The organism is Flexivirga lutea (assembly GCF_054778955.1).
The window spans coordinates 279,278-292,337 of sequence record NZ_BAAGZB010000002.1; the positions used below are offsets into that span (position 1 = coordinate 279,278).

General features: G+C 70.1%; 14 protein-coding genes. 6 read left to right on the forward strand and 8 right to left on the reverse strand.

The annotated features are described in order from the left end of the window. Positions 1-2 precede the first annotated feature (2 nt). The 5 genes from ACYVBN_RS07720 to ACYVBN_RS07740 form a co-directional block, all read right to left on the reverse strand. Complete coding sequence (locus tag ACYVBN_RS07720) at positions 3-386, reverse strand: cold-shock protein (RefSeq protein ID WP_460600007.1); 384 nt, start codon at positions 384-386, stop codon at positions 3-5. Positions 387-517: 131 nt separating this feature from the next. Continuing rightward, on the reverse strand, positions 518-1,153 hold the full coding sequence (locus ACYVBN_RS07725) for an HAD family hydrolase (RefSeq protein WP_460600008.1): 636 nt from the start codon (positions 1,151-1,153) through the stop codon (positions 518-520). 19 nt (positions 1,154-1,172) lie between these two features. Further along, positions 1,173-1,853, reverse strand: a complete 681-nt coding sequence (locus ACYVBN_RS07730; protein WP_460600009.1) for a hypothetical protein — start codon at positions 1,851-1,853, stop codon at positions 1,173-1,175. Beyond that, entirely contained in the window at positions 1,850-2,557 is a 708-nt protein-coding gene (locus ACYVBN_RS07735; RefSeq protein WP_460600010.1) for a hypothetical protein, read from the reverse strand. Before ACYVBN_RS07735 ends, ACYVBN_RS07730 begins: the two co-directional genes overlap by 4 nt. Before the next feature lie 37 nt (positions 2,558-2,594). After that, complete coding sequence (locus tag ACYVBN_RS07740) at positions 2,595-4,523, reverse strand: ABC transporter ATP-binding protein (protein WP_460600011.1); 1,929 nt, start codon at positions 4,521-4,523, stop codon at positions 2,595-2,597. An 84-nt stretch (positions 4,524-4,607) separates the two neighbouring features. Here ACYVBN_RS07740 and ACYVBN_RS07745 point away from each other — a divergent pair, with 84 nt between their 5' ends. Then, the gene (locus ACYVBN_RS07745) at positions 4,608-5,120 is read left to right on the forward strand and encodes a MarR family winged helix-turn-helix transcriptional regulator (protein ID WP_460600012.1); all 513 of its coding nucleotides are present in this window, start codon (positions 4,608-4,610) and stop codon (positions 5,118-5,120) included. Positions 5,121-5,285: 165 nt separating this feature from the next. Here the strand turns inward: ACYVBN_RS07745 and ACYVBN_RS07750 are convergent, their stop codons facing one another. Continuing rightward, positions 5,286-6,224, reverse strand: a complete 939-nt coding sequence (locus ACYVBN_RS07750; protein WP_460600013.1) for a 1,4-dihydroxy-2-naphthoyl-CoA synthase — start codon at positions 6,222-6,224, stop codon at positions 5,286-5,288. Between the two features lie 31 nt (positions 6,225-6,255). Here ACYVBN_RS07750 and ACYVBN_RS07755 point away from each other — a divergent pair, with 31 nt between their 5' ends. The 3 genes from ACYVBN_RS07755 (at position 6,256) to ACYVBN_RS07765 (ending at position 9,155) form a co-directional block, all read left to right on the forward strand. After that, positions 6,256-7,254 (forward strand): o-succinylbenzoate synthase, encoded by a 999-nt coding sequence (locus tag ACYVBN_RS07755; protein WP_460600014.1) that lies wholly within the window; start codon positions 6,256-6,258, stop codon positions 7,252-7,254. A 162-nt stretch (positions 7,255-7,416) separates the two neighbouring features. After that, complete coding sequence (locus tag ACYVBN_RS07760) at positions 7,417-7,914, forward strand: MarR family winged helix-turn-helix transcriptional regulator (RefSeq protein ID WP_460600015.1); 498 nt, start codon at positions 7,417-7,419, stop codon at positions 7,912-7,914. Then, entirely contained in the window at positions 7,911-9,155 is a 1,245-nt protein-coding gene (locus ACYVBN_RS07765; protein ID WP_460600016.1) for an MFS transporter, read from the forward strand. Before ACYVBN_RS07760 ends, ACYVBN_RS07765 begins: the two co-directional genes overlap by 4 nt. 27 nt (positions 9,156-9,182) lie before the next feature. On the opposite strand, the gene ACYVBN_RS07770 is transcribed toward ACYVBN_RS07765, so the two are convergent. Beyond that, positions 9,183-9,962 carry an inositol monophosphatase family protein gene (locus ACYVBN_RS07770; protein ID WP_460600017.1) on the reverse strand — a complete coding sequence of 260 codons (780 nt, stop codon included), beginning with the start codon at positions 9,960-9,962 and terminating at the stop codon, positions 9,183-9,185. Between the two features lie 177 nt (positions 9,963-10,139). Next, complete coding sequence (locus ACYVBN_RS07775) at positions 10,140-10,883, reverse strand: Rossmann-fold NAD(P)-binding domain-containing protein (protein ID WP_460600018.1); 744 nt, start codon at positions 10,881-10,883, stop codon at positions 10,140-10,142. Between the two features lie 101 nt (positions 10,884-10,984). Here ACYVBN_RS07775 and menE point away from each other — a divergent pair, with 101 nt between their 5' ends. Beyond that, on the forward strand, positions 10,985-12,139 hold the full coding sequence (menE, locus tag ACYVBN_RS07780; protein WP_460600019.1) for an o-succinylbenzoate--CoA ligase: 1,155 nt from the start codon (positions 10,985-10,987) through the stop codon (positions 12,137-12,139). Between the two features lie 36 nt (positions 12,140-12,175). Continuing rightward, positions 12,176-13,051: a prenyltransferase gene (locus tag ACYVBN_RS07785; RefSeq protein ID WP_460600020.1), complete on the forward strand. Its 876-nt coding sequence runs from the start codon at positions 12,176-12,178 to the stop codon at positions 13,049-13,051. Positions 13,052-13,060 lie beyond the last annotated feature (9 nt).

Consider the following 13,060-nt stretch of genomic DNA (forward strand, 5'->3'; position numbering starts at 1 on the left):
GCTCAGGCCTCGAGATCGTCGGCGACGGCGCGCAGCACGGTGACGACCTTGTCGGCGTGGCGCTTGTCGGGGTAGCGGCCGCGGCGCAGGCCGTTGCCCAGGTCGTCCAGCAGCTTGATCAGGTCCTCGACGATGACGGCCATGTCGTCGGCCGGCTTGCGGTGCCGCGCGGCCAGCGACGGGGATGTGTCACGCAGCGTCACACTGAGCGCTTGCGCGCCGCGGCGCCCCTCCGCGACCGAGTAGTCGATGCGGGTGCCGCTCTTGACCGACGTCACACCGGCCGGCAGCGCACTGGCCGGCAGGAAGACGTCCTGCCCGTCGTCGCCGGAGACGAACCCGAAGCCCTTGTCCGAGTCGAAGAACTTGACCTTGCCGGAAGGCACGTGACACCTACTTGATGGTTGCGGGGTTGCTGGTCGGGAAGCGCCGGCGACGCATGCGTCACGCGATGCTTGCGGCGCAAGATTAACCCGTCGGCGCCGATTCGATCGAATCGTTTGACCCGTGGACCAGGTCAGTGCGCGGCGGTCGCGCCGGCGCTCAGCTCGTCCAGTCGAGGGATGAGTTCGGCCAGTTCGTCGACGACGATGTCGGCGCCGGCTTCCCGCAGCCCGTCGGGGTCGATCGGCCCCGTCGCGACGCCGATCCCACGCACGCCCGCCGCCCGCGCGGCCTGCATGTCACCGCGATGGTCGCCGACGTATGCCGTGGCCCCGTGCTCGCGCAGCGGACCCGCCTTGTCGTGGGCGAAGAGGTCACCGACGACCACGTCCGGGACGATGCCGACGTGCGTCAGCACCGCCTGGACCGCGGTCGGGTTCTTGGCGCTCACCACCAGCACGGTGCCCCCGGCCTCGTGGATGGCGTCGACCAGGTCGCGCGCCCCGGGCAGCAGCACGGTCACTTCGATCGCGTGCAGCAGGTATGCCGCCCGGTAGTCCGCGGCCGCGCCGTGCACCTGGTCGTCGGGCAGGAACAGCGCCAGGTTGTCCAGCAACGGTGCGCCGATCAGCGGCCACAGCTCGTCCTCGGTCGCGGTGACGCCGCGCGCCTCCAGCACGCGTTGCATGCAGTCGACGATCCCCTGGCGGGAGTCCACCAGTGTCATGTCGAGGTCGAATCCGACGACGAGGCGCCCAGCGTCATACACGTCGGGAACGATAGGCCGGTCAGCGCCGGTAGGGGTCCTCGGGGTCGTCCGGACGGTATGGCGGCTGCGGCGCGCCATACCCCGGCGGCGGGCCGTACGGCGGGGCTCCCGGCCCGTGCTGACCCGGCCAGCCGGCCGCTGCGGCCCGCGCGTGGGCCCGCTCCTGACCGGACCGGACCAGCTTGACGATGCCGACCACGAGCAGCACCACCCCGGCCAGGAACGCGATCACCCCGATGCCGAGACCGATGCCGAGCGGCACGAGCACCCGCCGGGCGACGTCGTTGGCGACCTGGGAGGTGAGCACCTTGGTGCGCAGCCCGGTGCAGTCGATCGTGTAGTCACCGGTGCCGGAGCTGTGGAAGGTGCCCGCCCGGGTGTATGCCGTGCCTCCCCAGTCCATCGACAACCGCGCGTTGCCCTGGTCGACGTTGATCGGTCGGCCGTCCGGGCCGGTGACCCGGCAGGTCGGCAGTGGTGACGTCGAGTCGTAGCGACCCTCGACCAGGATCGTCTGGTCCTCGGCACCGATCACCTGCACGGTGCCGCCGGGCGCGACCCAGCGCGTGTCGCTCACGACGCTCATGCCACGCGAGACGCCCTTCCAGATGCCGATGCCGGCTGCGGTGGGCGCGATCACGAGCATCAGCACCGCGCCGATGATGGTCAGCGCGAGACCTCTGCGCTTCGGCACGTTCATGGCGTCCTCTCCGTCGGCGGGGCGAAGGGATCCTTCGGGTCACCCATTGCGGGCAGCTGCTCCCGGCGACCATTCTGGTATGGCGCCAACGGCGGGACACCGTACGTTGGCCCCTGGTACGGCCCCTGGTACGGGCCGTAGCCATACCCTGCCCGGGCGAGCAGCGCCCGCTGCCGCTCCTGGGACGAACGAACCAGCTTGACGATGCCGACGATCAGCAACGTCCCGCCCACGACGAAGAACACACCCGCAACGCATAAGCCGAGGACCAATGGCACGCCGAAGGCGTCGTCAGCGCCGACCAACACCTGGGTCGATATCACCTTGACCGGGCCGACGCCGCAGTCGACCTGGTAAGCGCCCGATGCGTCCGGGTCGAAGTACGCGATTTCCAGGTAGGAGCTGGCGCCTATCCCGCCATCGTCGTACGGGACGGGGTGGACGTCGACCGGCCCGGTCGGCCCGGCGACGGAGCAGTCCATCGCCGGTGCAACGCCGACATCGGAGACGACGATCGACTGCGGTTGGCCGCCGCCGATCTGCACCGACTGACCGACCTGCACCCAGGGATGGGCATCCAGCCTGTCGTTGGACGCGACCACTCCACGCCAGACCACGATCCCGAGCGCTGCCGGAGCGAAGATCAGCATCAGGATCGGACCGATGACGGTCAGGGCTATGCCGCGGCGAGCGGGCAGATTCATGACGGGACTCCGAGCGACTGCGGTGACGGTGCGGTGATCAGACCATGTGGCCGTCGGCCGCGTCCACCCGGTCGGCCGCCTCAGCACCGACGGAGCCCGCGGCCTGCGCGTTCCACAGGCCGGCGTATCGGCCGCCGCGGGCGAGGAGCTCCTCGTGGGTGCCGCGCTCGGCGATGCGTCCGCCGTCGAGGACGACGATCAGGTCGGCGCCCTGGACCGTCGACAGTCGGTGCGCGATGGTCAGTGTCGTCCGGCCCCGGCTGACCTCGTCCAGCGCGAGTTGTACGGCGCGTTCGGTGGTGTTGTCCAGGGCACTGGTCGCCTCGTCGAGCACCAGCACGGCCGGATCGCGCAGGATGGTGCGGGCCAGTGCGATCCGCTGCTGCTCTCCACCGGAGAAGCGGTGCCCGCGAGCGCCGACCAGGGTGTCGTAACCGTCGGGCAACGCCTCGATGAGGTCATGCACCTGGGCGGCGCGGGCGGCGGCCTCGATCTGTTCGTCGGTCGCGTCCGGCCGCGCGTAGCGCAGGTTCTCCCGGATGGTGGTGTGCAGCAGGTAGCTCTGCTGGGAGACGACGCCGACCAGGTCCGAGACGTTCTGCAGAGTCATGTCCCGCAGGTCGACGCCGTCGATCGCGACCGCGCCGCTGCTCGGATCGTGCAGTCGGGAGACGAGCCCGGCGAGGGTCGACTTGCCCGAGCCGGTCGCACCGACCAGGGCGACCTGTTTGCCGGCGGGCAGCTCCAGCTCGATGTGGTGAAGTGCGTCGCGGTCGGCCCCGTCATACCGGAACGTGACGTCGGTCAGGGTGACCTCGCCGCGCGCGGTGGCGGGATCGACGGCTGTGGGGTGTGCGGGGTCGTCGATGGTGACGGGTGCGTCGAGGAATTCGAAGACCCGGCTGAACAGGGCCATCGACGTGACGACCTCGGCGCCGACGTTGAGCACGCCGAGCATCGGCCGGAAGAGCGCGGACTGCAGCGCCGTGAACGCGACGAGCGTGCCGATCGTCATACCGCCGCCGGTTGCCGGCAGCCCTGCCGCGAGGTAGATCAGCGCGGGTATGGCGGAGAACACGATCGCCATGGTGCCCATCCGCCAGCGACCGGCCATCTGCGATTGGAGCTCGAGTTCGGTGAGTTCGCGCGAGGTTTCGCGGAAGCGTTGGGAGAGGGCGGGTCCGGAACCGACGGTCTTGGCGAGCAGCACGCCGCTGATCGACAGCGACTCCTCGATCTGGGTCTGCATGTCGGCGAGCGCCCGCTGCGCGCGGGACTGGATGGTGCGGCGCAGCCGAGCGACGCGGCGGGTCAGCCAGATCGCGGGCGGCAGCACCAGCAGGCTGAGCAGCGAGAGCCGCCAGGACAGCACGACCATGGCGGCCGCGGTGCCGACGGCGGTGGTGATGTTGGTGGCGACCGAGGTCGCGGAGTTGGTGACGACGCCCTGCATGGCGTTGACGTCGTTGGTCAGCCGGGACTGCACCTCGCCACCGCGGGTGCGGGTGAAGAAGCCGAGCGGTAGCCGCTGCAGGTGGGCGAACAGGTCGGTCCGCAGGCCGTGCATGACCTGTTGGCCGATCTTCGTTGACAACCAGGTCTGGACGACGCCGAGGGCCTGCGTGGTGACGGTGATGGCGAGCATGCCGCCCACCAGCATCAGCAGCAACCGGACGTTCTGGTGCGGGATGGCGTCGTCGATGAGGCGCTTGGTCAGGAACGGAGTGACCAGACCGATGAGCGAGCTGAGCACGATGATGGCGCTGACGATCGCGAGCGGGCGCCGGTGCGGCCGGAACAGCGCCGCGATCCGGCGCAGGGGGACGGGATGTTGCTCGAGTTGGGCGACGTCGGCGGCACTCTTGCGGCGGGGTCCGCCGCGGCCGTGGCCGGACTCGTGACCGTCTGGCGCGCCACTGCGCGGGCGGACGCCCGGCGAGCCGGGAAGTGTGGTGGTGGCTGTCACAGGCAGCACCTGCCTTTCGGTCGAAGCTACTGGTGAGGCTACCTCACATTGCTGTAACCGCGACGATCGCCATACAATTCCCGGATGCAGGATTCACACCACGCCGGTCGAGTAGCAGGTGGAGGAGCGCAGCGGGGCAAGCCGCGTCCCGATGCCTCGGACCCGACACAGCAGTCGCTGTCACAGCTGGTGATGCACACCGCGCGCGCGCTGCGCAGGGCGACCCGCACCGAGCTCGAACCCTTCGGGCTGACGCCCAGCCAGTCCCGCGCGCTGGGGGTGATCGAGCGGTATGGCGCGCAGCCGCCGCGGCTGAGCGACGTCGCCGCCCGGCTGGACATCGCGCCGCGGTCGGCGACGGAGGTGGTGGATCGCCTGGAGCAGCGCGGACTGGTGCGCCGGTCCCCCGATCCCACGGACCGGCGCGCGGTGACGATCGCGCTGACCGACGAGGGCCGTTCGCTGCGCCGACGGATCGCACGCGTGCGGGCGGCGCAGGGCGACAAGTTCTTCGGACACCTCAGCGAGTCACAGCGCGCGGAGCTGGCCGCCCTCCTCGGCGCCGCCTTGGCCCCCCACCACCGCCCGCCCTCATGACCGAGCGGAGTACCCCATGACCGAGCGGAGTACGGAATCGAGCGAAATCCGTACTCCTGTCGGTCGGTCGGTACTCCTCTCGGTCAGGGGACGCGACCTGTGCGCCAGGTGGAGGAGAAGAGCCCCCACTCGCGCTCTTCCGCGAAGTAGCGCGACCGGAAGAACTCAGAAATACCAGGGGAACGGCGACCAGTCGGGGTCGCGCTTCTCCAGGAACGAGTCGCGGCCCTCGACCGCCTCGTCGGTCATGTAGGCCAAGCGCGTCGCCTCGCCGGCGAAGACCTGCTGACCCATCAGCCCGTCGTCGGTCAGGTTGAACGCGAACTTCAGCATCCGCTGCGCCGTCGGGCTCTTGCCGTTGATCGCGCCCGCGACCTGCAATGCCTCGTCCTCGAGCGCGGCATGGTCGGCCACGATGTTGACCGCGCCCATCCGTTGCATGGTCTCGGCGTCATACGTGCGACCGAGGAAGAAGATTTCCCGCGCGAACTTCTGCCCCACCATCTTCGCCAGGTATGCCGAGCCGTAGCCGGCGTCGAACGACCCGACGTCGGCGTCGGTCTGCTTGAAGCGGGCGTGTTCGCGGCTGGCGATCGTCAGGTCGCACACCACGTGCAGACTGTGCCCGCCGCCGGCCGCCCAGCCATTCACCACCGCCACAACGACTTTCGGCATCGTGCGGATGAGCCGCTGCACCTCCAGGATGTGCAGCCGGCCGCCCTGTGCCTTGACCCGTGCGGCGTCGACGGTGTCGGCGGTTTCGCCCTCGGCATACTGATACCCCGAGCGGCCACGGATCCGCTGATCGCCGCCGGAGCAGAACGCCCAGCCGCCGTCCTTGGCGCTCGGGCCGTTGCCGGTCAGCAGCACGACACCGACGTCCGGCGTCATCCGCGCGTGATCGAGCGCCCGGTAGAGCTCGTCGACGGTGTGCGGCCGGAACGCGTTGCGCACCTCCGGACGATCGAACGCGATCCGCACCGTGCCCCGCTCCGGGCCGGGCCGCACGCACCGGTGGTAGGTGATGTCGGTGAAGTCGAAGCCCTCGACCGGCTGCCACGCACTCTGGTCGAAGATCTCGCTGACCTGGCTCTGCTCACTCACCCGGTCAAGGGTATGACTACCGTCGTATGCCGTGACCGCCACACCGCCGCTGGACGAGCTCCTCGCCACCATGCACGTCGTCAGCATCCCGATGCAGGTGCGCTTCCGCGGCGTCATGCATCGCGAGATCGCGCTTTTCTCAGGCCCTTCCGGGTGGGGCGAGTTCTCGCCCTTCCTGGAGTATGCCGCCCCGGAGGCCGCCCGCTGGCTCGACGCCGCCATCGACGCGGCCTTGGGATCGTGGCCGGCGGCAGTGCGCTCCTCGGTGCCGGTCAACGCGACCGTGCCGGCGGTCGAGGCATCCGAGGTGGCGGACGTGCTCGCCCGGTATGACGGCTGCCGCACCGCCAAGGTAAAGGTCGCCGAGTCCGGTCAGTCGCTCTCCGATGACGTGTCCCGCGTGGCGGCGGCCCGCGATGTCATGGGGGCCGGTGCGTTCGTGCGGGTGGACGCCAACGGCGGCTGGTCGGTGGACGACGCGGCATCCGCGATCGCGGCGCTCGCGCCATACGGACTGGAGTATGTCGAGCAACCGTGTGCCACCGTGGAGGAACTCGTCGACCTGCGGAAGTTGTTGGCGCGCAACGGCATCGACGTGCGCATCGCCGCCGATGAGTCGATCCGCAAGGCGGAGGACCCGCTGCGGGTGGCTCGTCTGGGAGCGGCGGACGTGGCGGTGGTGAAGGTGGCGCCACTCGGTGGTGTCGCCGCCGCGCTGCGGATCGCGACGGACGCCGGACTGCCGACGGTGGTGTCCAGCGCGATCGATTCCTCGGTCGGCATCGCTGCTGGCGTCGCGCTGGCCGCTGCCCTGCCGGAGCTGCCGCACGCCTGCGGGCTCGGCACGCTGGAACTGATGGCCGGCGACGTGGTGCGCGATTCCCTTGTCCCGCAAGACGGTTCACTCGCCGTACGACGACCCGCGCCGGACCCCGACCTGCTGGAACGACACCGCGCGCCGCAGGACCGACAGCAGTGGTGGCGCGACCGCGTGACCGCCTGTCACCGCCACCTCGCGTCGGTCGAGTAGCGAGGCACGAGCGTATCGAGACCACGCCAAGGCACTTGATCTCGATACGCGTCCCCTTCGATAGGCCCTCCGCAAGCTCCGGGCTACTCAGGACGACGCTCGTACCTCGGCCGCTACTCGATCAGCGTGGCTTATTTATATAAGCACTGTTATATTTGTCGGATGCCCGAACCCGACCTGCTCGACAGCAGCTACTACCGCCCGCTCTTCCAGCTCCTGCATGCGATGGACCAGGACATCGAGGCGGTCTACGCCTCCCGTGGCCGCGCGGTGGGCAGCCGGTCGGTCGGACCGCTGATCTCGTTGTCCCGCAATGGTCCGATGACCGTCAAGGAACTCGCGATCGACCGCGAGGTCTCCCACTCCGCCATGAGCCAGACCGTCGCCGGCCTGACCCGAGACGGCTATGTCCGGTCCGATCCCGGCACCGACGCGCGCACCCGGGTCATCTCGCTGACACCGGAGGGCGAAGAGCTCATCCCGCTGCTTCGTGCCGAATGGCGCTCGACTGAAGCGGTGCTGCGCGGCCTGGACGACCAGAGCCCGCACCCGATCATGCAGGCGGTCGACGCCTTGGCGGCAGCACTTGCGGACAAGCCCTTCCGCGAGCGGCTCGAGGAGTCGGTGGAGCACCACCTGCACACCGGCGATCCTTCGTGAAACTCCTCGCCGACATCACACCGCTGCGCACCAGCCCGGCATTCCGCAACCTCTGGCTGGGCGGCTCCGTGTCCGCGATCGGCGGGCAGTTCAACAGTTTCGCTGCGATGTATGCCGTCTGGCACCTGACCGGCTCCTCGTTCATGGTCGGACTCCTGGGCCTCGCTTCGGGCGTCCCGCTGATCGTGATCGCCTTGGCCGGCTCGATGTTCATCGATGCGGTCGACCGGGCAGCGCTGGCCCGCTGGGCGACCGTTGGCCAGCTCGTCACCAGCCTGCTTATGGCGTGGGCGGTGCTGGCCGAGCAGGTCGGCATACTCATCATGTTCACCGCGGTCGCCGCAGCACTGGGTGCACTCTCGGGTCCGGCGCGTCGGGCGCTGACCCCTTCGGTTGTCGCGAAGCACGAGCTGGCGGCGGCATACGCCTTGACGTCGTTGGCCTTCCAGGTGTCGATGCTCATCGGCCCTGGCCTTGCGGCGCTGGTTGCGACCTGGGTCAGCCTCCCCGCCTGTTTCGTGATCGACGCGGCGACGTTCGTCGTCGCGCTCGCCGGCCTGCACGGCCTGCACCGCCCGCCGGAGGATGCGACGGCCGATCGGGGACTCCGTGCCGCCTCAGCCGGGTTCCGTTTCGCCGCAAGCCAACCCGTCGTTCGCGGTGCACTGCTGTGCGACCTCGGGGCGACCGTGCTGGCCATGCCGTTCGCGCTCTTCCCGGCGGTCAACCACGACAACTTCGACGGCAGCGCTCAGACGCTCGCCTGGTTCACCACCACGGTGGCCGTCGGCGGAGTGACCGCGTCCGCGCTGAGCGGGGTGATCACCCAACGCGCACGTCCGGGCCTGGTGATGGTCACCTGCTCGACCGTGTGGGGCGCCGCGCTCATCATCGCGGGCGGTTCTCAGCTGCTGCTGCTCACGCTGGGGATGCTCGCCGTCGCCGGTGCCGCGGACACGTGGGCGGTCACCAGCCGGACGACACTCGTGCAGTCGGCGCCCCCCGACCGCTTCCGTGGCCGGCTCAGTGCGCTGGAGCAGTTCGTCGGCATCGGCGGCCCGAACCTGGGCAACTTCCGGGCGGGCGTCGTCGGCAACGCCATAGGCGCCGGTCCGGCGATGTCACTCGGCGGGCTCACGTCGATCCTGGCCGTCGCGGGGATCGTCGCCACCAGCCGTGGCATGAGCAGCTACACGCTCGTCACCGAGGACGCGGCGGAGACGGCCGCGGCCGCTGGTTGAACCAGCGCCGCAGCGCCGTCGCGTGCGTCAGACGTGCGTGCCTTCCAGGGCCGCACGCACCGTCGTCGCGATGTCGGCGCTGCCCGCGGCGACCAGCGGCGACCGCGTGCTGGTCGGATCGTATGGCGCCCCGTCGTGATACGTCGTGACACCCCCGGCCTCGGCGACCAGCAGCGAACCAGGGGCGTGGTCCCAGGGCATCACGGAGTTGTAAAGCACGTAATCACAGGCATTTTCGGCGAGCTTGGGGTAATCGATGCCGCAGCTCGCCCAGGTCAGCTCCAATGGTGCGAGATCCGCGAGCGCAGTGCCGACCAGTGACCGGCGTGACGTGCGGCCGCGCGGGTTCTGCCCGTCGCGGGACGGCACCTCCAGCCGCCGGGCGCCGCACCAGGCGCCGGCACCGCGTTCGGCGACATACGCCAGCCGGTGCTCGGGCTGCCAGATCCAGCTGCGGACGACGGCGCGGCCACGCAGCTCGGCCACCATCACCGCGTAGTCCTGCGAACCGTGCACGAAATTGCGGGTGCCGTCGACCGGGTCGATCGTGAACCAGTGGTCCGCGTCAGCGGCGGCGCTCAGTGCGCTGGCGTCGGCGGAGACAGCTTCCTCCCCCACCATCAGCGCGTCGGGGTATGCCGCGCGCAGCGCCTTGGTGATCTCCACCTCGGCCTCCCGGTCGGCCACCGTGACCAGGTCGCCGGGCTCCTTCTCCATCACCTCGGCGTCGGCGAGAGCCCGGAAGCGCGGCTCGATCACCGTCGCGGCGACGTCTTGCAGCAGGGTCAGGACCTCGTCAGTCTGCACGTGCTCCACTATGCCGGGCCGACGAAGCCACCGGTCACGCAGGCCCCGTGTCGTGGCGCGGCGAGAAAGTAACGACAGTCGCCACCCACGCGCCCCAAACGGCCATTTCCCGCGAGAAAGTAACGACAGTATCGACTTCTCCGCCGCGGGACGGGAGGCGGGCATGATCGCGCGGAGTCAGGCGTCCTCGCGGAGCAGCTTGTGTGCTGCGGCCTGCACGCGTGGGCGGACGACCAGCTGGTCGATGTTCACGTGTTCGGGGCAGGTCGCGGCGAAGGCGATGCAGCTCGCCACGTCTTCCTGGGTCAAGGGATTGCGCACTCCGGCATACACCTTGGCAGCCTTGTCGGTGTCGCCGCGGAAACGGACCAGGGAGAACTCGTCGGACTCGACCAGGCCGGGCAGGACCTCGCAGACCCGCACCGGTTGCTCGACCAGTTCCAGCCGCAACGACATCATCATCGCGTGTTCGGCGGCCTTGGCACCGCAGTAGCCGGCGGCGCCCTCATAAGACACCAGCCCCGCGGTGGAGCCGACGGTGACGATCACGCCGCGCCCGGCGCACAGGGCCGGCAGGCAGGCCTGGATCGTCGCGGCGGAGCCGATCACGTTGGTCTCGAACATGATCCGCCAGTCCTCGAAGTCGGCGTCCGCGATGTGATCGGTCCCGAGCGCGCCGCCGGCGTTGGCCACCAGCACCGCGATCCGCTCGCCCGCCGCCTCGGCGAGTGCCGCGACATCCTCGGACTTCGTCACGTCACAGGTGACCGCGCGACCGTCGATCTCGGCCGCGAGCGCTTCGATCCGGTCGCTGCGGCGCGCGGCGCAGACGACCTCGAAGCCCTCGGTCGCCAATGTGCGCGCGGTCGCGCGGCCGATGCCGCTGCTGGCTCCGGTCACGACTGCGATCGGACGGGTCATCGCACTTCTCCTTCGTCGACTGCTCACGCGGCGCCGCGGCCGGTCACCGCGTCGTCCGACGCTCACGATAGAGCGGTGGTCCAGGGACCTACGCTGGGCGGGTGCCGGATCTGCAACCGTTCGCCGTCGGTGACCTCACCGCCTACCGCACCGCCCTCGCCGCAGCGCTCGACGGCACCGGTCCGGCCCTGGCGCCGTATGCCGCGGGTCGCGTCCCCGGCCTCGACGTCTCCGCCGCGCTGCCGGACGATCTCGCCCTGGTGGTCAGCACCTCCGGCTCGACAGGCACTCCCAAGGCCGCGATGCTCACCCGGCAGGCGTTGACCGCGAGCGCCGACGCCACCCACGAACGCCTCGGCGGTCCCGGGCAGTGGCTGCTGCCGATGCCGGCGCAACACATCGCCGGCACCCAGGTGCTGATCCGCAGTGTGCGGGCCGGCACCACGCCGGTGACGATGGAGTACTTCGGGGTCGCCGAGTTCGTCGCCGCGGCAACCCGACTCGCCCATGACCGCCGTTACACCGCCCTCGTCCCCACCCAGTTGCGCCGCCTGCTGGACGGTGGCGATGCAGCGCGATCGGCGGTCGCCGCGTTCGACGGCATCCTGCTCGGCGGCGCCGCGTCCGACCCGGCCCTGCTCGACGACGCTGCGCGTCTCGGCGCCACGGTGCTGACCACCTACGGCTCCAGCGAGACCTCCGGCGGCTGCGTCTACTGCGGCGTTCCACTCAGCGGCACCACCGTCGAGCTGGCCGACGACGGCCGGATCACGCTGTGCGGCACCACCATCGCCGCGGGTTACCTGGGGCGACCGGACCTGACCGCCACGACGTTCGGGCATCTGGCCGACGGCACCCGCACGTTCCGCACCGACGATCTGGGCGTATGGCGCGAGGGCAGACTCCAGGTCATCGGGCGCATCGACGACCTGATCAACACCGGCGGGGTCAAGGTCGCACCACGCATCGTGGAAACTGCCGCCTCAACCCATCCCGATGTCCTGGAGGCGGTCGCGCTCGGCCTGCCCGACGACGACTGGGGGCAAGCCGTCGGTCTCGCCATACAAGCTCGGACGCCGTTGTCCCTGCAGGAGATCCGCGATCACCTGCGCGAGCACCTGCCGTCGTATGCGCTGCCCAAGCGGCTGCTGCTGGTCGACGAGATCCCGTTGCGCGGGCCGGGCAAGCCGGACCGCACGGCGCTGGCCGCAGCGCCCGGATGGCAGACTCTGACTGCTCACCAGCAGGCCGACTGACGGCCACCCCTCACCCGAAAGTCACCACGCACACCCATGGCCACGCTCAACGAATGGATCGCCGGATCCCGCCCTCGCACGCTTCCCGTCGCCGTCGCACCGGTCGCCGCCGGCACGGGTGCGGCCTACGCGCTGGGTGACGGCAACCCGGCACACGCGCTGCTCGCCCTGCTGGTGTCGCTGTTGCTGCAGATCGGCGTCAACTTCGCCAACGACTACTCCGATGGCATCCGGGGCACCGACGACGCCCGGGTCGGCCCGGTGCGGCTGGTCGGACAGGGCCTGGCGACCCCCGCCAGCGTCAAGTCGGCCGCGTTCGCCTGCTTCGCCGCAGCTGCGGTGTGCGGTCTGGCGCTCGTGGCGCTGTCCGGCACCTGGTGGCTGCTGGTCGCCGGAGCGCTCGCGATCGTGGCGGCCTGGAAATACACCGGCGGCGAACACCCCTACGGCTACATGGGACTCGGCGAGGTCTTCGTCTTCGTCTTCTTCGGGCTGGTCGCGACGCTCGGCACCACGTACACCCAGGCCGGATCGGTCGATCTGAGTGCCGTCGCCGCCGCCGTCGGGATCGGTGCGATCGCCTGCGCGATCCTGGTGGTCAACAATCTGCGCGACATACCCGGCGACACCGTGTCCGGCAAGCGCACCCTGGCGGTCCGGATCGGTGACGCCGCCACCCGCAAGCTGTTCACCGGGATGTTCGCGGTCGCGCTGGTCGCGGTCGTGGTCTCGGCCGTGCAGCACCCGTGGGCGATCATCGCGCTGATCGGCCTCGCACCGTCGGCACGGTCGGTGCGCACGGTCAACCAGGGCGCCACCGGTCGCGACCTGATCCCGCCGCTCGCGACGACGGGCGTCACGATCCTGGCCTACGGCGTCCTCTTCGGCATCGGGCTGCTCCTCAGCTCCTGAGGGCGACCC